Origin of the sequence: Streptomyces platensis (assembly GCF_008704855.1) — a bacterium.
In the GTDB taxonomy this organism is placed as follows: Bacteria; Actinomycetota; Actinomycetes; order Streptomycetales; family Streptomycetaceae; genus Streptomyces; species Streptomyces platensis.
The window spans coordinates 5,402,005-5,420,079 of the sequence record NZ_CP023691.1 but is presented as its reverse complement, the minus strand read 5'-3'; the positions used below and the strand labels follow the sequence as shown (position 1 = coordinate 5,420,079).

18 protein-coding genes are annotated in these 18,075 nt (G+C 71.5%); 7 read left to right on the top strand and 11 right to left on the bottom strand.

The genetic code is table 11. From position 1 onward, the window contains the following. Positions 1-266: 266 nt before the first annotated feature. A complete protein-coding gene (locus CP981_RS24065) occupies positions 267-806 on the top strand; it encodes a GNAT family N-acetyltransferase (protein ID WP_085927610.1) in 540 nt (179 codons plus the stop codon). A gap of 90 nt (positions 807-896) precedes the next feature. On the opposite strand, the gene pdxR (CP981_RS24060) is transcribed toward CP981_RS24065, so the two are convergent. Next, positions 897-2,318: a MocR-like pyridoxine biosynthesis transcription factor PdxR gene (gene pdxR, locus CP981_RS24060; protein WP_085927611.1), complete on the bottom strand. Its 1,422-nt coding sequence runs from the start codon at positions 2,316-2,318 to the stop codon at positions 897-899. A gap of 47 nt (positions 2,319-2,365) precedes the next feature. On the opposite strand from pdxR (CP981_RS24060), the gene CP981_RS24055 reads away from it, so the two are divergent. From CP981_RS24055 to CP981_RS24045, 3 genes are read left to right on the top strand one after another with little or no spacing between them, the layout of a single operon-like run. Continuing rightward, the gene (locus CP981_RS24055) at positions 2,366-2,884 is read left to right on the top strand and encodes a carboxymuconolactone decarboxylase family protein (protein ID WP_107429588.1); all 519 of its coding nucleotides are present in this window, start codon (positions 2,366-2,368) and stop codon (positions 2,882-2,884) included. Further along, on the top strand, positions 2,881-3,381 hold the full coding sequence (locus tag CP981_RS24050; RefSeq protein ID WP_085927612.1) for a carboxymuconolactone decarboxylase family protein: 501 nt from the start codon (positions 2,881-2,883) through the stop codon (positions 3,379-3,381). Before CP981_RS24055 ends, CP981_RS24050 begins: the two co-directional genes overlap by 4 nt. Then, positions 3,378-4,106 carry an isocitrate lyase/PEP mutase family protein gene (locus tag CP981_RS24045; RefSeq protein WP_085927613.1) on the top strand — a complete coding sequence of 243 codons (729 nt, stop codon included), beginning with the start codon at positions 3,378-3,380 and terminating at the stop codon, positions 4,104-4,106. The genes CP981_RS24050 and CP981_RS24045 overlap by 4 nt, the downstream gene beginning before the upstream one ends. A 77-nt stretch (positions 4,107-4,183) precedes the next feature. Here CP981_RS24045 and CP981_RS24040 read toward each other — a convergent pair whose 3' ends face one another. After that, positions 4,184-4,654, bottom strand: a complete 471-nt coding sequence (locus CP981_RS24040) for a carboxymuconolactone decarboxylase family protein (RefSeq protein WP_244330069.1) — start codon at positions 4,652-4,654, stop codon at positions 4,184-4,186. A 106-nt stretch (positions 4,655-4,760) separates the two neighbouring features. Between CP981_RS24040 and pdxR (CP981_RS24035) the strand changes: the two genes are divergently transcribed. Beyond that, positions 4,761-6,188 carry a MocR-like pyridoxine biosynthesis transcription factor PdxR gene (pdxR, locus tag CP981_RS24035; protein ID WP_085927615.1) on the top strand — a complete coding sequence of 476 codons (1,428 nt, stop codon included), beginning with the start codon at positions 4,761-4,763 and terminating at the stop codon, positions 6,186-6,188. A gap of 57 nt (positions 6,189-6,245) precedes the next feature. Here the strand turns inward: pdxR (CP981_RS24035) and CP981_RS24030 are convergent, their stop codons facing one another. Together CP981_RS24030 and CP981_RS24025 are read right to left on the bottom strand one after the other, a co-directional pair. Next, positions 6,246-7,400, bottom strand: a complete 1,155-nt coding sequence (locus CP981_RS24030) for a trypsin-like serine peptidase (RefSeq protein ID WP_085927616.1) — start codon at positions 7,398-7,400, stop codon at positions 6,246-6,248. A gap of 359 nt (positions 7,401-7,759) precedes the next feature. Further along, positions 7,760-8,089 (bottom strand): ArsR/SmtB family transcription factor, encoded by a 330-nt coding sequence (locus tag CP981_RS24025; protein WP_085927617.1) that lies wholly within the window; start codon positions 8,087-8,089, stop codon positions 7,760-7,762. A 90-nt stretch (positions 8,090-8,179) separates the two neighbouring features. Between CP981_RS24025 and CP981_RS24020 the strand changes: the two genes are divergently transcribed. Further along, on the top strand, positions 8,180-9,154 hold the full coding sequence (locus tag CP981_RS24020; RefSeq protein ID WP_085927618.1) for a quinone oxidoreductase family protein: 975 nt from the start codon (positions 8,180-8,182) through the stop codon (positions 9,152-9,154). Between the two features lie 72 nt (positions 9,155-9,226). Here the strand turns inward: CP981_RS24020 and CP981_RS24015 are convergent, their stop codons facing one another. The 7 genes from CP981_RS24015 to CP981_RS23990 all read right to left on the bottom strand — a co-directional run bounded on the left by CP981_RS24015 (position 9,227) and on the right by CP981_RS23990 (position 17,003). Beyond that, positions 9,227-9,439 carry a hypothetical protein gene (locus CP981_RS24015; RefSeq protein ID WP_085927619.1) on the bottom strand — a complete coding sequence of 71 codons (213 nt, stop codon included), beginning with the start codon at positions 9,437-9,439 and terminating at the stop codon, positions 9,227-9,229. 176 nt (positions 9,440-9,615) lie between these two features. Further along, entirely contained in the window at positions 9,616-10,608 is a 993-nt protein-coding gene (locus CP981_RS24010; protein ID WP_425282155.1) for an ABC transporter substrate-binding protein, read from the bottom strand. Positions 10,609-10,610: 2 nt separating this feature from the next. After that, entirely contained in the window at positions 10,611-12,602 is a 1,992-nt protein-coding gene (locus tag CP981_RS24005; RefSeq protein WP_085927620.1) for an ABC transporter permease, read from the bottom strand. Further along, positions 12,599-12,769, bottom strand: a complete 171-nt coding sequence (locus tag CP981_RS37860) for a hypothetical protein (protein ID WP_167536143.1) — start codon at positions 12,767-12,769, stop codon at positions 12,599-12,601. Before CP981_RS37860 ends, CP981_RS24005 begins: the two co-directional genes overlap by 4 nt. Further along, positions 12,769-13,902 (bottom strand): quaternary amine ABC transporter ATP-binding protein, encoded by a 1,134-nt coding sequence (locus CP981_RS24000; protein ID WP_085927621.1) that lies wholly within the window; start codon positions 13,900-13,902, stop codon positions 12,769-12,771. Before CP981_RS24000 ends, CP981_RS37860 begins: the two co-directional genes overlap by 1 nt. Beyond that, complete coding sequence (locus tag CP981_RS23995) at positions 13,902-15,443, bottom strand: GMC family oxidoreductase (RefSeq protein ID WP_085927622.1); 1,542 nt, start codon at positions 15,441-15,443, stop codon at positions 13,902-13,904. The genes CP981_RS24000 and CP981_RS23995 overlap by 1 nt, the downstream gene beginning before the upstream one ends. A gap of 57 nt (positions 15,444-15,500) precedes the next feature. Then, complete coding sequence (locus tag CP981_RS23990) at positions 15,501-17,003, bottom strand: aldehyde dehydrogenase family protein (protein ID WP_085927623.1); 1,503 nt, start codon at positions 17,001-17,003, stop codon at positions 15,501-15,503. Between the two features lie 214 nt (positions 17,004-17,217). On the opposite strand from CP981_RS23990, the gene CP981_RS23985 reads away from it, so the two are divergent. Then, on the top strand, positions 17,218-18,033 hold the full coding sequence (locus CP981_RS23985; protein WP_085927624.1) for a hypothetical protein: 816 nt from the start codon (positions 17,218-17,220) through the stop codon (positions 18,031-18,033). Positions 18,034-18,075: the final 42 nt, after the last annotated feature.

Here is an 18,075-nt window from a genome sequence, read left to right as displayed (position 1 = left end):
CGTGCAGTTGAGTGCGCGGCGTACGCGGGGTGGAGAGCTGTCGGCCATTCGCTCACTTTGCCCGCGCAACGCACACGGCAGGGTCAGGCGAACAGTGCGGCGGTTCCTCCTTTGTCGCCGCAACGAGCTGTTCGCGCAAGAGAGCGCAAGAGAGTTGGCCGGGCGAGAGGCGACTTTTCGCCAGCCGCCCGGAACGGCCGCCGTCTACGCTGGCCCACGGATTGGGGCAAGATCCCGTTCACCCCGGAGGACGGAGGAGCCAGACCATGACCGAGCACGCCCGAGTGCTGGAACAGCTGCCCGGACAGCTGACGTTGCGCCGCCCGGCGCCCGCGGATCACGCGCGGCTGCGGGCGGCCCTCGCCGACTGGTGGGACGGCCTGGGCGGCGAGGCGGGCGCACGGCAACGCCAGTCGCTCGTACCGCGCCTCTGGCTTCAGCACTTCGCCGACACCAGCTTCCTGGTCGAACGGCCGGACCGGACCCTGTACGCCTTTCTGATCGGCTTCCTGTCCCAGACGGACCCCAGGACCGCGTATATCCACTTCGCGGCCGTGTGCCCGGAGGGCCGGGGGAAGGGCATGGGCAGCACCCTCTACGACCGTTTCTTCGCCCTGGCCCGCGCGGCCGCCCGTAGCGAGGTCCGCTGCATCACCAGCCCCAACAACCGCAACTCCATCGCGTACCACACCCGTATGGGATTCCGGCTGGAGCCGGGCGACCGGATCGACGACGACGGTGTCCCGGTGCACGGCGACTACGACGGGCCGGGGCTGGACCGGGTGTGCTTCGTACGGGAGTTGTGAGGCGGCGCGGGCTCCGGACCGGCGCATCGCGTCCGCGAACAGACGCCGGCGCGTCGCGGCGGCGGCGCACACCGGCCCGCCTGCTTCCCCCTACTCGCCCGGCTCCCCCGGCGGCAGCGCGCGGAGCAGGGCGTCCAGTGCGTGGGTGAAGGAGTGGTCGGGAGGGGTGCCGTAGGCCACCACCAGGGCGTCGCGGGAGGCCGGTGGGGCGGCGGGGTCGTGGAAGCGGCGCAGGCCCTCCAGGGCGAGGCCCTGCCAGCGGGCTCCCTGGACGATGGACTGTTCGGTGCCGGGCGGGAGTTCCAGCACGGCGTGCAGACCGGCGGCGATGCCCGAGACATGGACCTGGGGTGCGTGGTCGGCCAGGGCGGCCACCAGCTGATCGCGGCGCCGCCGGTAGCGCAGCCGCATGCCGCGCAGATGGCGGTCGTAGGCGCCGGAGGACAGGAACTCGGCGAGGGTGAGCTGATCCAGCGTGCCGGACTGCCATTCGCCGGTGCCCTTGAGCGCGAGCACCGGATCCACCAGCCGGTCCGGCAGCACCATCCAGGACAGCCGCAGTGCGGGGGCGAGGCTCTTGCTGGCGGTGCCCAGGTAGACGACATGGTCGGCGTCGAGTCCCTGGAGGGCGCCGACCGGCTGGCGGTCGTAGCGGAACTCGCCGTCGTAGTCGTCCTCCAGGATGAAACCTCCGGTGGACCGTGCCCAGTTGACGGCGGCGGCGCGGCGGTCGGGGTGCAGCGGCACGCCGGTGGGGAACTGATGGGCGGGGGTGAGCAGCGCCGCCCGTACGCCGTCGAGCCCGGCCAGCTCCTCCGTACGGGCGCCGCGTTCGTCCACGGTGAGCGGGACGGTGCCCAGGCCGGCGCGGGTGATGACGGCGCGGTGGAAGTCCAGGCCGTACGACTCGACGGCCAGCTGCCCGGTGCCCAGCGCCCGGCTGAGCAACGCCAGCCCCTGCATGAAGCCGGCGCAGATGACGATGCGGTCGGGGTCGGCGCGTACCCCGCGGGCGCGGGCGAGGTAGTCGGCGAGGACGGTGCGGAGTTCGGGGCGCCCGCGCGCGGTGCCGTAGCCGAAGGCCTCGCTGGGGGCGGCGGTCAGGGCGCGGCGGGCGGCGGCGAGCCAGGCGGTGCGGGGGAAGGCGGAGACATCAGGGGTGCCCGGGGTGAGGTCGAAGCGCGGCCGGTCGGCGTGGCCGGCCGGGCCCGGGGTGCGCCGTGCGGCGGGGGTGGCGCGCGGCAGCACCCGGGCCGCGACGCGGGTGCCGGAGCCCTGCCGGGCGCTGAGCCAGCCCTCGGCGACGAGTTCGGCGTAGGCGTCGGCGACGGTGTTACGGGCGATGCCGAGGTCGGCGGCGAGCGAGCGGGAGGACGGCAGCCGGGTGCCGGGGGCCAGCCGGCCGGACCGTACGGCATCCCGCAGGGCGCGCAGCAGGGCGGCCCGCAGTCCGCCGGGACCGGTGAGGTCGAGGTGTAGATCGCGCCCGAAAGTGGCCCAGGAATTCCCCATGGAAGTGGACCATACAGCTGTGCCATTGCCGCCGTAGCGTCGTAGCCATGACGACCACACCGACAGCACAGACGACGACACCGGCCACGGCCCCCGGGACGGCGGAGGGCGCGGCGCACCGGCACGGCCCCCGGCTGCACTGGGCGAAGCTCGCGCCGGACGTCTACAAGGCCATGATCGCGCTGGACGTGGCGGCGAAGCAGGGCCTCGACCCGACGCTGGTCGAGCTGGTCAAGATCCGCGCGTCGCAGCTCAACCACTGCGCCTTCTGCATCGATATGCACATCAAGGACGCCCGCAAGGCCGGCGAGACCGAGCAGCGCGTCTACCTCCTCAACGCCTGGGAGGAGGCCGCCGGCCACTACACCGACAAGGAACAGGCCGCCCTCGCCCTCACCGAGGCGATCACCCTCCTCACCGACGGCTTCGTCCCGGACGCCGTCTACGACCGCGCCGCGGGCCACTTCGGCGACACCGAACTCGCCCAGCTCATCGCCCTGATCACCACCATCAACGCCTGGAACCGCTTCGGCGTCGCCACCCGCATGGCCCCGGGGCAGGCATGACCACGACAGAGACCCCGCGGCTGCGCTTCTACCGGCTCGCGCCGGGCATCTACGGTCCGCTGCTGGCACTGACCCGCGCCGCCAAGAAGGACCTCGACCCGGCCCTGGTCGAGCTCCTCCTCATCCGGGCCTCGCAGCTCAACCACTGCGCTTTCTGTCTCGATATGCATGTCACGGATGCCCGCAAGGCCGGGGAGACCGAGGAGCGGATCGCCCTTCTCGGCACCTGGGAAGAGGCCGCCGGTCTCTACTCCCCCAAGGAGCAGGCGGCCCTAGCCCTCACCGAGGCGGTGACCCTGCTGCCCCGGAGCGGCGTCCCGGATGAGGTCTACGACCGGGCAGCGGCCCACTTCGAGGACACCGACATCGTCCGCCTCCTCGCCCTGATCACGGCCATCAACTCCTGGAACCGGATCAATGTCGCGGCCCGTATCCCGGTGGGGGCGAATCTGGCCCCCACCGAAGCGGTGCGCACCCCCGTCGGAGGTGCGTCATGACGGCCGCCGTACTCCGTGCCCTGCACCACGGCCTCGATCTCCCGCTGGTCCTTCCCGGACCGTGGGACGCGGCGAGTGCCCAGGTCTTCGCCGACGCCGGGTTCCCGGCGCTGGCCACGCCCAGCGCGGGCGTCGCGGCCTCCCTCGGTTACGAGGACGGTGCGACCCCGCCCGACGAGATGTTCGCCGCCGTGCGCCGTATCGTCCGCGCCGTCGGCATCCCGGTCTCGGCGGACGTGGAAGCCGGATACGGTCTGTCCGCCCGGGAGTTGGTCGGCCGGCTCGCGGACGCGGGGGCGGTGGGCTGCAACCTGGAGGACGCCGACCACGCCACCGGCACCCTGCGGGACGCGCACCAGCAGGCCGACTGGCTGGCCGAGGTACGCGCCGAGGCGGGCGACGCCCTGGTGATCAACGCCCGGATCGACACCTACCTGTGCGGCGTCCCGGACCGGGACGAGACGGTCCGCCGCGGCCGCCTTTACGCCGAGGCCGGCGCCGACTGCGTCTACCCGATCCTCGCCCCGCCGCCCCTGCTGGCCGACCTGGCCAGCGCCATCGGCCTCCCGGTCAATGCCGTGGTGACGCCCGACGGCCCCGCACCCCGCGAACTCGGCACCCTGGGCGCGGCCCGGGTCACCTTCGGCCCCGGCCTCCAGCAGCGGGCGATGGCGGCCCTGACGGGGATGGCGGAGCGGCTGCGGGAGGAGCTGGGAGGGGGATGACGGCGGGGGGCTGAGGCCCTGAGGGCCTTTGGGAGGGAGGTCGGGCCCGTCCCCACGCCGGGCCCGGCCCCACCCTCCTACCGCTCGTCCGTCCCCGCCACCTTCCCCGTGCTGAGGGCGAGCCGGTTCCAGGTGTTGATGGTGAAGATCAGGGCCAGCAGGCGGGCCAGTTCCGGCTCGTCGAAGTGGGCGGCGGCGCGCTGGTAGACCTCGTCCGGTACGCCGCCCTGCGCCACCAGGGTCACGGCCTCGGTGAGGGCGAGGGCCGCCCGCTCCTTGGGGGTGAAGAAGTGTGCGGCCTCCTCCCAGACGGCGACCATGTGCAGGCGCTCCTCGCTCTCACCGGCCTTGCGGGCGTCGGTGGTGTGCATGTGCAGGCAGTACGCGCACTTGTTGAGCTGCGAGGACCGGATCTGGACCAGTTCCACCAGGGCCGGGTCAAGCCCCTCACGGGCCGCGGCGTCAAAGCCGATCAGAGCCTTGAAGGCCTTCGGCGCGGCCTTCGCGAAATTGACCCGGGGGCTGCGGCCCGCCCTCTCGTCCGCCATGTTCGCCTCGTCGATCCGAGCGGTGATCTGTGCCGTGTTGAGCTGCGCTTCATTCGTCATGCCTTGAATCTAGAAGAGCAGGCGACCGGCTGTAGGGTGCATTTCCATGCCGGAATCATGGGTCAATCTCGCGGAGAGCCTGGGCGCCGATCTGCATCTGGAGCTGACCGGGCCCGGCAGCCGCCGCGCCGTCCTCATCCGGGCGCTGCGGGACGCGGTACGGTCCGGACGGCTCACCCCCGGCACGCGGCTGCCGCCCTACCGCTCGCTCGCCGCCGACCTCGGCATCGCCCGTAACACCGTCGCCGACGCCTACGCCGAACTCGTCGCCGAGGGCTGGCTCAGCGCCCGGCAGGGCTCCGGCACCCGCGTCGCCCACCGCGCGCAGCCGCTGACGCCCACCCGGGCCCCGGCCCACCGCGCCCCGGTGAGCCGCCCCACGCACAACCTCCTCCAGGGCCAGCCGGACGCCGCGTCCTTTCCGCGCACCGCCTGGCTCGCCGCCGCGCGCCGTGCGCTGACCGCCGCCCCGCACGACGCGTTCGGCCCCGGCGACCCGCGCGGCCGCCCCGAACTGCGCCGCGCCCTCGCCGACTACCTGGCGCGCACCCGTGGCGTACGCACCGACCCCGAACGCATCGTGATCTGCTCCGGCTTCGCCCACGCGCTGCGGCTGCTGCTGCCCGCCGTGCTCCCCGGGCCGCTCGCCGTCGAGTCCTACGGCCTGCCGTTCCACCGCCATCTCCTGGCCACCGCCGGCCTCCGCACCCACCCCCTCGGCATCGACGAACACGGCGCCGTGAGTGCGGAGTTGGCGGAAGCCAAGGGAGTGGAGGCGGTGCTGCTCACCCCGGCGCACCAATTCCCGCTCGGCGTGCCGCTGCACCCGGACCGCCGGGCCGCGGTCATCAACTGGGCGAGGGAGAGCGGAAGGTACGTCCTCGAAGACGACTACGACGGTGAATTCCGCTACGACCGCAAGCCCGTCGGCGCCCTCCAGGGCCTGGATCCGGAGCGTGTCCTCCATATCGGCTCGGTCAGCAAGAGCCTCTCCCCCGCGGTGCGGCTGGGCTGGATGGTGCTTCCCGACCGGCTCATCGACGCCGTACTGGAGGCCAAGGGCGAGCGCGAGGCCTGGGCGGGCGTCACCGACCAGCTCACCCTCGCCGAGTTCCTCGCCCACGGCGCCTACGACCGGCACATCCGCCGGATGCGCCAGCGCTACCGCCGGCGCCGCGACCAGCTGCTCGACGCGGTGGCCGACCATGCCCCGCACCTCACCGTCACCGGCATCGCGGCCGGTCTGCACGCCGTCCTCCAACTCCCCGACGGCGCGGGCGAGCCGGACGAACAAGCGGCCCTGCGCGCCGCCCGCTGGCAGGGCCTGGCCCTCGACGGCCTGTCCGGCTACCGCCACCCCGAGGCCACCATGACGGCCCACCACGGCCTGGTCGTCGGCTATGCGGCCCCCAGCGACAGCGCCTTCCCCGCCGCCCTGGAGGCGCTGTGCCGGGCGCTGCCGCCTCTGGGGTAGCGGCCGTGGGCGGGGCGGCGGAGGGGCTCTGAGCCGCCTCCGCCGCCCCGTCCTCCCCTACCGGTTCGCGAACTTCCGGCTGATGTCGGCGAAGACCCGCTGGGCCTCCGGGCCCAGGTGGGGGCCGGCCAGCCAGGTGTGGGCGTTGGAGCTGATGGAGGTGTTGGACACCAGGGTCAGCTTGCCGCCGCGGTTGACGAACCAGCCGCCGCCGGAGGTGCCGCCGGTCATGGTGCAGCCGATGCGGTTCATGGCGGGCGTGCCCTGCTGCATGACGAGGCGGCCGGGGCGGGCCGGGCAGTTCATCATGCGCGCGCCGTCGTAGGGGGGAGCCGCCGGGTAGCCGAAGGCGTCCAGGGAGCCGATCTGGTTCGCGGCGGGGGCGTTGAACCAGACCCGGGCGGCGTTGCCGACGGTCTCCTGGAGGGACTTGCCGCTGCCGTTCTCCGGCTTGACGTGCAGCACGGCGAAGTCGTAGGCGGAGCCGCCGTTGCCGGACTTCTCGCTGCCCATGTTGATCCACTCACCGGAGGTGGTGATCCAGTCGGCCCAGAACCGGCCGTAGGGCGTGACCTGCTGGGCGGGCGTGCTGTTGACCTGGTTCATCGGCACGCCGTTGTCGTTGTAGGACGGCACGAAGACGATATTGCGCATCCAGCCGCCCTGCTTGCCGGAGTGCACACAGTGGCCCGCGGTCCACACCAGGTTGGACTTCCCGGGGTGCGCCGGGTCCTCGACGATCGTGCCGGAGCAGACCATCGGGCCCTTGGGGCTGTCGAAGAAGATCTTCCCGACCGGGGCCATGTGCTGGTGGTACGGCCGGGCGACCTGCTCGGCGGTGACCGGCTGCGGTTCGGGGTCGGTACCCTCGAACTCACTCCCCGTGCCGGTGGCCTTGACGCCGATCTCCGGCGAGGTCTTCGCCTTGGCCAGCCGGTCGGACTTCCAGTGGTCCTTGATGACCGGGTTGGCGAAGTCCTTTGCGTCGCGGGCCCACTTGTCCCAGTCCTGCCAGCCGCCGTCCTTCCACTTCTTCAGGTCGTCCAGGCTGGTCGGCGCGCCACTGGGAAGCTTGAAGCCCCCGTCGGCCCGGTCCTTCTGGTCGGCGGCCGCACCGCCGACGGCATCGTCCGGGCCGCAGGCGGTGACGGTGCCCGCGAGCAGTGCGACGAGTGCCGCGGCGGCGGCGGTGGAGCGGCGGATGGATGGCATGGAGCGGGAGTCCCCCTGGTACGGGGCGGCGCCGAGCGCAACAGCGCACCGTTGCCACCGTTAATTGTCATGTCCCTCATCGGGCTGCGCCCTACTATGCCGTCACGCCGGGCCCGCCGGGCAACCAGGTCCCGGCCGTTCGGCACCCGCGGGGGACAGGACGTACCGCAATGTCACCTTCGCCGTAATGCTCCGGGCGGAGCGGGTTCGCCCGGCGCCGATTCGCCGCGGAGGGGGCGGAGTTGGCGGTCGCGCGCTCAGCGCACGGCGCGCAGTTGGTGGTCGCGCTCAGCGGACGTGCGGACCGCCGGCAGAACTCACTGCTCGCTGCGGAGCTTGTCGAGCTGGGCGGACACGCCCTACGCCTCCTCTCGCAGCACCAGGTGGAGCAGGCCCGGGAAGCGGGTGTCGAACTCCTCGCGGCGCAGGCGGTTGAGGCGCTTGGGTCCCTGGTCGCGCTGCTCCACCAGACCGGCGGCGCGCAGCACCGCGAAGTGGTGACTGAGGGCCGCTTTGCCGACCGGGACACGGAAGCTGCCGCAGCTGTGCGTCCAGGCGGCGGACCCGGCCAACTCGCGGACGAGCTGGAGCCGTACGGGATCGGCGAGCGCGGCGAGCGCGGTCTCGATCGGGACGTCGTCGGGGTGGGTGTGCACCGGCTCGGCGCGGTGGCTGCTGCGGTCCGGCACGTCTCGATCCCCCTTGCCAAGTGTTCGATGCCGATCATACAGTCGCAGTGTTCGCTTTCCATTGAACACTCATAAGGGGCGTGTGCAGTCATGCGTGCGGTTGAGTTCCAGGAGTACGGCGGCCCGGAAGTCCTGACGGCCGTGGAGCGGGCCGTGCCCGAGCCCGGTCCCGGGCAGGTGAGTATCGATGTCGTCTACGCCGGGGTGAACTTCGCGGACCTCAAGGCCCGCGCGGAGGGCTACCGCGTCCCGTCCCTGCCGTTCCGGCCGGGCCTGGAGGTCTCCGGACGGGTGCGTGCGGTCGGCGCGGAGGTCACGGGGCTGCGGCCGGGGCAGGAGGTCGCGGCACTCACGGACGGGGGCGGGTACGCGGAGACCGTCGTCGCCGCCGCGGCAACCGTGTTCCCGCTCCCGGAGGGGATGGACCTCCGTCGCGCGGCCACCCTGCCGACGGTGTTGCCCACCGCGCATGCCCTGGTGCACGAGGTGGGCCGGCTGCGGGCGGGCGAGACCGTGCTGGTGCAGGGCGCGGCGGGCGGGATCGGGACGGTCGTCGGCCAGCTGGCGAAGGCGGCGGGCGCGGGGGCCGTCCTCGGCGTCGTCTCGACGGCGGCCAAGGCCGGGTACGCACGGAAGTACGGCTACGACGAGGTGTTCGTGGGCCCGGACTTCGCGGCGGAGGTGCGCCGCGCCACCGGCGGACGGGGCGTCGACCTCGCGCTGGACCCCGTCGGCGGCGACACCTTCCGGCGCGGCCTGGGCTCCCTGGCCGTCTTCGGCCGCCTGGTCTCGTTCGGTAACGCGAGTTCCGCCGAGCCGTGGCAGGTGGGGCAGCCCGAGCTGTACCCGAGCGGACGGTCGGTCGCGGGCTTCTCCATCCTGGCCCTGGCCAGGACGGCACCGGACGCGCTGCGCGCGCTGGCCGAACGGGCCTTCCGTACGGTCACCGACGGCACCGTGGAGCTTCCCGTCACCGCCGAATTCCCGCTCGCCGAGGCCGCCGAGGCGCACCGGCTGATCGGCAGCCGCCAGAGCACCGGCAAGCTGCTGCTGCGGGTGGGGTGAGGTGAGGGGCGGGGCGTCCTGCCGAGCGCAATCCGCTTCCGCCGCCGTGGTTGACGCACCCCGAAACCCCGCCTACCGGTGGGCCGCCCGCGGGTCCCGGTGGGCCGCGGCGGGCCGGCTCGTTCCGTAGCGGAAGTCCTGGAGCTGTTCTGCCGTGGGGTACCACTGCTTGCGGCAACGGCAGCACCACCAGCGCCAGTTGTCCCAGTCGGTGCTGGTGTGCGCGGTGTCCTTCCACAGCCGGTCGTCGCAGTCGGGCGTGGGGCAGGTCGGCGGCAGCGGCATGACGGGCCTTTCGTCGGTGACGGCTGCCCAGCCTTCTGGGCCGGGCGCCGCGCCGTGCGGTGGTTCGCCACCCGCCACCCGAACGGGTAAGGCCGGCGCGCAAGGCCCCGGAACGCGCTCGCGGGCAGCCGCACACATCGTGCGACTGCCCGCGGGGTTCCGCGCTTTCCCTGCGGCTACTTCTTGGTCAGCCACTTCTTCCAGACGTCCGGGTGCTTGTCCACCCAGCGCTTCGCCGCCTCGTCGGCGGACAGACCGCCCGAGGCGATCGACTCGGAGACCTCGTTCTGGTCGTCCTTGGTCCACTTGAAGTCCTTCAGGAACGCCGCGGCACTGCCGCCCTTCTTGGCGAATTCCGTGTTGAAGTACTTCTGGAGGGGCGTGGTCGGATAGGCGCAGTCGATGGACGTGGGGTCCTTGGCGCCCTTCTCCGCACAGGCATCGGTGTACTTGGGGAGCTTGACCTCCACCATCGGCACCTGATTGAAGAGCCACTGCGGCTCGTACCAGTACGTCAGGAAGGGCTTCTTCTGCTTGGCGAACTGCTGGATCTGGGTGATCTGCGCCGCCTCGGAGCCCGCGAAGACGACCTCGTAGTCGAGGTTGAGGTTCTTCACCAGCGCCTTGTCATTGGTGACATAGGACGGCGAACCGTCCATCAGCTGGCCCTTGTTGCCGCTCTCCGAGGTACGGAGCTGCTTGGCGAACTTATTGAGGTTCTTCCAGTTGGTGACCTCGGGGTGCTTGTCCGCCCAGTACTTGGGGACATACCAGCCGATGTGGCCGGTGACGCCGTTGCCGCCGCCCGCCGTGATCGTCTTCTTGTCCTTGACGTACCGCTGTTCCTGCTCGGGGTGGCCCCAGTCCTCCAGGATCGCGTCGACCCGGCCCTGGCTGAGGGCGTCCCAGGCGGGGATCTCGTCCACCTGGACGGTGTCGACGTGGTAGCCCATCTTGTGTTCAAGAAGGTACTTGGCGACCGCGACATTGGACTGGGCGCCGACCCAGGTCTGCACCGACAGCGTGACCGACTTGGAGCCCTTGGCCGCCGCGAACGGCGAGACCTGCTTGGTCATGTCGGCCTTGCCGCAGGAGGACAGGGAGAGGGAGAGGACCGCCGTGCCGGCCAGCGCGGCCGTCCCGATGATCATGGTGCGCTTACGGGACATGGTCAGACTCCCTTCCCCGTGGTGCGGCGTTCCGTGGGCTGGGTGACCCGGTCCAGCATCAGGCCCAGGCACACGATGGCCACACCCGCGACCAGGCCGAGGGCCAGGTCTCCGGTGGCGAGGCCGGTGACGACGTCGTAGCCGAGGGCACCGCCGCCGACCAGGCCGCCGATGATGACGACGGCGAGGACCAGGACCACGCCCTGGTTGACGGCGAGCAGCAGCGCCGGCCGGGCCAGCGGGAGCTGGACCTGGCGCAGAATCTGCCAGCGGGTGGCGCCCAGCGAGCGGGCGGCCTCCATGGCGCCCGGGTCGACCTGGCGCAGGCCCTGGGTGGTGATGCGGATGACGGCGGGCAGCGCGTAGACGACCGCCGCGGCGGCCGCCGGGGCGCGGCCCACGGCGAACAGCGCGACCACCGGGATGAGGTAGACGAACTGCGGCATGGTCTGCATGACGTCCAGGACCGGCCGCAGGATCGCCTCCAGGCGCTTGCTGCCGGCGGCGAGGATGCCGACGCCGAAGCCCAGCACCAGGGTCACCACCAGCGCGGCGAGCACCTGGGACAGGGTGTTCATCGACGGCTTCCACACGCCGAGCACACCGATGGCGGCCATCGCGAGAACGGCGGTCAGCGCGGTGCGCCAGGTGCCGATGAGCCAGGCCAGCGCGGCGACGATGAGCAGCGTGCCGTACCAGGGCAGCGCGGTCAGGCCGTCCCGCAGCGGGTTGAGCACCCAGTTGGTGAAGTGCTCGGCCCAGTCGGCGGTGCCGCCGATGACCGGGACGCCGGAGTAGAGGTGGTCGACCATCCACTCCTTGAAGTCGTTGACGGGGCGGGCGAGGTCCACGGCCCAGGCACCCGGCCACACCAGCGAACCGCTCAGCCGGCCGGCCAGCGCGAGCACGGCGGTGACCACGGCGATGCCGGTCCAGGCCTGCCAGCCACGCAGCCACGCCGGGCCGGGGGCGGAGGTACCGGCGCCGAGACGCTCACCGGCCGCGGCCGTGGTGCGGTCCATGACGATGGCCAGCAGCACGATCGGGATGGCGGCGGCGAGCGCGGCACCGACGTCGACCGAGGCGAGGGCCTGGTAGACGCGGTCACCGAGACCGGCGGCGCCGATCATCGAGGCGATCACGACCATGCCCAGCGCCATCATGATCGACTGGTTGACGCCGAGGAGGAGTTCCTTACGGGCCAGCGGCAGGCGGGCGGTCAGCAGCCGCTGCCGTCCGGTGGCGCCGAGCGAGGAGACCGCTTCCAGGACGCCGGGGTCGGCGCCGCGCAGACCCAGCGCGGTGAGCCGCGCCATCGGCGGAGCCGCGTAGATGACGGTGGCCAGCAGCGCGGCGGGGACGCCGATGCCGAAGACCAGCACCACGGGCAGGAGATAGGCGAAGGCCGGGAGCACCTGCATGGTGTCCAGGACCGGGCGCAGGACGCGGAACAGCCGCTCGGACAGGCCGCCGGCCAGGCCCAGCAGGGCGCCGACGACGACCGAGAAGATCACCGCCACGACCATCAGGGCGAGGGTCTGCATGGTCGGGACCCACATCCCCAGCAGGCCGCTGACCAGGAAGGAGATCAGTGAGATGGCGGCGATACGGAGACCGGCGACGCGCCAGGCGATCAGCGTGACACCGGCGGTCACACCGGTCCAGCCGAGCGCGAGCAGCAGCATGTAGACCGCGCGTACCGAGATCACCACGGCGTTGCTGAGGTGACCGAGGAAGTAGACGAACAGCCAGTGGCTGTCGCGGTTGTCGATGATCCAGTCGCTGGTCTTGCCGAGCGGGCCGGAGACATCGACGGTCAGCGAGGACGGCCAGGTGGCGCCGTACTTGGTGGCCAGCAGCGGCACCAGGACCGCCGCGGCGAGGACGAGCAGCAGGAGCTTGCTCAGGGCGGGGAACTGCCGCACCGCCCGCAGGGGGCCGGGCCGTTTGGCATCGCTCAGCGGGCGTACCGCGATGGGGGGCGTGATGCTCATGCGCGCCCCCTCTTCACCGTGCCCGTGGGGATGTTCAGGGCGGCGCAGCGCTGGGCCTCGCGCCAGCGGCGCAGGAGGGTGGCGCGCAGCCGGGCCCGCGGCGTGGCCGCGGGAGCTCTGGAACCGACGGCGCGCACGGCGCCGCGGTGGGTGGTGGCGGCGTACATCAGGCAGCCACCTCGCCGTGCTGCGGGCTGTCGAGCCGGGCGACCACGTTCAGCAGGCAGGCGTGGTCGACGATGCCCAGGCAGCGCTTGCCGTCGACGACCCGGGCGGCGCCGCCGGAGCGGGCGACGGCCTCGATGGCGTCGGAGATCAGGGTGTCGGGGCTCAGCGCGGGGCCCTCGTCGGCCTCGCCGTCCTTCGCCGGGCGCATCGCGCGGCGGACGGTCAGCACCTGCTCGCGCGGGACGTCCCGGACGAAGTCGCGGACGTAGTCGTCGGCCGGGGAGCCGACGATCTCCTCGGGGGTGCCGAGCTGGACGATCTTGCCGTCGCGCATCAGGGCGATCCGGTCACCGATCCGCAGCGCCTCGGCGAGGTCGTGGGTGATGAAGACCATGGTGCGGCCCTCTTCACGGTGCAGGCGGACGACCTCTTCCTGCATATCGCGGCGGATGAGGGGGTCCAGGGCGCTGAACGGCTCGTCGAAGAGCAGGACCTCGGGGTCCACGGCGAGTGCGCGGGCCAGGCCGACGCGCTGCTGCTGGCCGCCGGAGAGCTGCCCGGGGCGGCGCTTCTCCATCCCGGCCAGGCCGACCTTGTCGACCATCTCGTTGGCCTTCGTGCGGCGCTCCGTCTTGCCCATGCCCTGGATCTCCAGGCCGTAGGCGACGTTGTCGACGACGGTGCGGTGCGGCAGCAGGCCGAAGTGCTGGAAGACCATGGCGGCGCGGCGGCGGCGCAGTTCGCGCAGCGTGGTGCGGTCCATGGCGCGGACGTCCTCGCCGTCCATCTCCAGCTCACCGCTGGTCGGCTCGATCAGCCGGGTCAGGCACCGCACGAGGGTGGACTTGCCGGAGCCGGACAGGCCCATGACGACGAAGACCTCGCCCTTGTGGACGTCGAAGGAGACATCGCGGACGGCGGCCACGCAACCGGTCTGCTCGCGCAGTTCCTGGGCGCTCAGCTCCGTCACGGAGGAGTCGCCGGGAATGCGCTCGGCTTTGGGGCCGAAGACCTTCCAGAGGTTGCGAACGGAGAAGACGACCTCACGTCCGTCGGACGCCTCGGTGGCGGCGGCGTCCTTGGACGTACGGGCGTTGGGTATCTCGGATGCGCCGGCGGAGGTGGTAGCCATCACGCATCACCTCCTTGGGTCGGAGCCTTATGGAGCAGTTCAGCGCACTTCTCCCCCACCATGAGCACGCCCAGCATCGGGTTGACCGCGGGCATCGTCGGGAAGACGGAGGCGTCGGCGATCCGGATGCCGGACAGCCCGCGGATCTTCAACTCGGGGTCGACGACGGCGAGTTGGTCATCGGCGGCGCCCATCTTGCAGGTGCCGGCCGGGTGGTAGACGGTGTGGGCCGCCTTCCGCACCAGCTCACTGATCTCCGCGTCGTCGGTGACCTCGGGGCCGGGGAAGACCTCCCGCTTGAGCCACTTGGCGAACGGCTCGGCCTGGGCGATCTTGCGGGCCAGCTTGACGCCGTCGACGAGGGTCTGGCCGTCGTAGTCGTCCTCGTCCTCGAAGTAGCGGAAGTCGAGGGCCGGCTTGGCCTCGGGGTCCGCGGAGGTGAGGTAGAGGCGGCCGCGGGAGCGGGACTTGGGGATGTTCGGGGTCATCGACACGCCGTGCTCGGGGCGCTCGTAGCCCAGTCGCTCGGGGTTGTCGGTGAACGGGATCTGGTAGAAGTGGAACATCAGGTCGGGGCCCTTGTGCTCCGGGTCCCGCTTGACGAAGAGGCCCGCGTCGGAGTCCATCGCGGAGTTGCCCGGGATCGGTCCCTCGGTCTCCCAGACGATCACCGACTCGGGGTGGTCGATCAGGTTCTCCCCGACGCCCGGCAGGTCGAGCACGCACGGCAGACCGAGCGCCTCCAGGTCCTTCTTCGGCCCGATACCGGAGTGCATCAGCAGCCGCGGGGTGTCGACGGCGCCGGCGCAGACCAGCACCTCGCGGGCGGCCTCGACATAGACCTCCTCGCCGTCCTTCGTGCGGACGTGGACGCCCTTGGCGGTGGTGCCGTCCAGCTCCAGCTTGTGCGCCCAGGTCTCCAGCATCAGCGTGAGGTTCGGGCGGTCGCCGGCCTCGATGTGCGGGTGGAGGTAGGCGACGGAAGCGGAGGAGCGCTTGTTGTTCTCCGGGTGGTAGGAGAGGTCGAAGAAGCCGACGCCCTCGTCGAAGGGCTGGTCGTTGAAGCCGACGACCTCGGGGACGCCGAGGGCCGTCTTGGTGGCCTCGATCCAGTCGGTGGCGATCTGGTTCTGGTCCTTCTTCGCCACCCGCACGATGTTGTTGCGCAGCTTGCCGAAGTACGGGTCCATCGCCTTGGCGTTCCAGCCCTTGGCTCCCGCCTCCTCCCACTCGTCCCAGTCGGACGGCAGGGGCTTGAAGGAGATCAGCGTGTTGTGGGAGGAGCACCCGCCGAGCACCTTGGCGCGGCTGTGCAGGATGTGCGAGTTGCCGCGCGGCTGCTCGGTGGTCGTGTACTCGTAGTCCAGCTCGCCGCCGAGCAGGCCGAGCCACTTGCGCAGCGTCAGCACGTCCTCGCGGTCGATGTCGGACGGGCCACCCTCGATGACGGCGACGGTGACGTCCGGGTCCTCGGTGAGGCGGGAGGCGATGACGGAACCGGCGGTGCCGCCGCCGACTACGACATAGTCATACACAGGCATTGGGGGTGCTCCTTCTTACAACGTGCGTGGTGCGGGTGGTGCCAAGGAGGGCGGGGGTCAGCCCGCGAACCAGCGCACCGGCTCCGGCCGGAGGTTTTCGTAAATGTGCTTGCTCTCGCGGTACTCGTCCAGACCCGCGGGACCCAATTCCCGTCCGATGCCGGACTTGCCGAAGCCGCCCCACTCCGCCTGCGGAAGGTAGGGGTGGTAGTCGTTGATCCAGACCGTGCCGTGCCGCAGCCGCGCGGCGACCCGGCGGGCCCGCGCGGTGTCGGCCGAGAAGACCGCACCGGCCAGGCCGTACTCGGTGTCGTTGGCGAGCGCCACGGCCTCGTCCTCGGTGGTGAAGGTCTCCACCGTCAGGATCGGGCCGAAGGTCTCCTCACGGACCACCTTCATCTCGCGGTGGCAGCCGTCGAGCACGGTCGGCGCGTAGAAGTAGCCGGCGGCCGGACGGACGTCCGACGGCTCGGGCCGGGCTCCGCCGCAGCGCAGCTGGGCGCCCTCGGCCAGCGCCGAGGCGACGTAGGCCTCGACCTTGTCGAGCTGCTGCTGGGAGACCAGCGGACCGCACTCGACACCGTTTTCGGTGCCCCGGCCGAGCTTGATCTTCTCGGCCCGGCGGGCGAGCTCGGAGACGAAGCGGTCGCGCACCGACTCCTCGATGATCAGCCGGGCACCGGCCGAGCAGACCTGGCCGCTGTGGATGAACGCGGCGTTCAGCGCCTGGTCGACAGCGGTGTCAAAGCCTTCTTCGGTGGCGCAGGAGTCCGCGAACACCACATTCGGGTTCTTGCCGCCCAGCTCCAGCGCGATCTTCTTGGCGCCGGAGACCGCGGCCGCGCCCGCCTTCGTCCCGCTGACCAGGCCACCGGTGAAGGAGAACAGGTCGACGTCCGGGTGCTCGGCGAGCCGCTGGCCGACCGGCAGGCCCGCGCCGGTGACGATGTTGGCGACCCCGGCCGGCAGCCCGGCCTCGACCAGCAGCTTGATCAGGTGCACGGTCGACAGCGGGGTGACCTCGCTGGGCTTGATCACAAAAGTGTTGCCGGCCGCGAGGGCCGGCGCGATCTTCCAACTGGCCTGGAGCAGGGGGTAGTTCCACGGCGTGATGAGCGCGCACACACCGACCGGCTCGTGCACGACCACGCTGTGCACGTCGGGCGAACCGGCGTCGACGACCCGGCCGCCGCTCTCGTTCATCACCAGGTCGGCGAAGTACCGGAAGGCGTTGGTGACGTCATCGACGTCGACCCGGCCCTCCTCCAGCGTCTTGCCGGTGTCCCGGCTCTCGATGAGGGCGATCTCCTCGCGGTCGCGCTGGAGCAGGTCGGCGACCCGGCGGAGCAGCGCGGAGCGCTCGGCGACGGCGGTACGGGGCCAGTCGCCCTCGTCGAAGGCCCGGCGGGCGGCCGCGACCGCCGCGTCGGTGTCCTCGGCACCGCCCTCGGCCACCAGCTGGAGCGTCGTCGCGTCGGCGGGGTCGAGGACCTCCCGCGTTTCGCCGGCTGCGGCGGCCTGCCACACCCCGTCTACGTGAATGGTCTCGATTGACGACACGTCGTTCTGCCTTCCGGTTACCGATCTCGTACCCACTGGTGCAACCACTGGCGTCACCAGCAACGTGGACCCCTCCCCCCAAGCTGCGGACCTATGCCCAAACATTCATGGAAAGTGACTCGACTCACTGAACGTGCGGCCGAATATCCCGGAACGTACCCTGAATAGCCGTATGTCCCAGGCTGCATTTCCCCTCGGGACCGGAGGTACCCAGATGACCAGCAGACGGCGTGCCGCCACCGCCACCGCGGCCCTGACCTGCGGCGCGGCCCTGATCGCCGGGGCCGCCTGCACCGGCGCCGCGGCGGCCGAGGATCCGGACGGCGGCGAGGGCGACCTCGCCAACAAATCGGCCCAGCAGATCTCCGACGATTCCCTCCACCAGCTGGTCGCCGCGAAATCCCTGCGGTTGCGCACCCAGACCAGTGCTGATCCCACCAAACTCGACCTCACCCTCGACCGCGCCGGCAATTGCACCGGCGCCATCAGCAAGGGCTCACTCGGCCGCGTCGAGCTCGTCAAGCGCGGGAACCAGGTCTGGATGAAGCCGGACGCCGCCTTCTGGAAAAGCCAGCTGCCCGGGAACGAGGGCCGCGACGCCGCCGAGAAATACAAGGACACGTTCCTGCACGGCACCACCAAGAACGCTTTCCTCGGCAACCTCTCCGCGGCCTGCGACCTCAGGGCGTTCCAGAAGTCCGCCCTACCCCCCGAGAACCCGCCCTCCGGCGCCCCCTCCCCCTCGGCCACCCCCACCCTCACCAAGGGCCGCCCGACCACCCACGAGGGCACCCGCGTCCTCCCCGTCGTCAAGAAGGCCCAGGGCGCCGTCCAGACCCTCTACGTGGCCATCGACGGCAAGCACTACCCGCTGAAACTCACCGCCGAGGTCGACCACCAGACCGGCACCATCCTGCTCAGCAACTACGACACCCCGGTCTCCAGCAAGACCCCCGCCCCCGGCGACACGGCCGACATCTCGGTGCTGGAGGACCGGATCCAGGGCTCCGAGGGCTCCCAGAGCGCCTGACTCCTGCTCGTCGCGGTACGTAACCGTTCGTACATACGTATC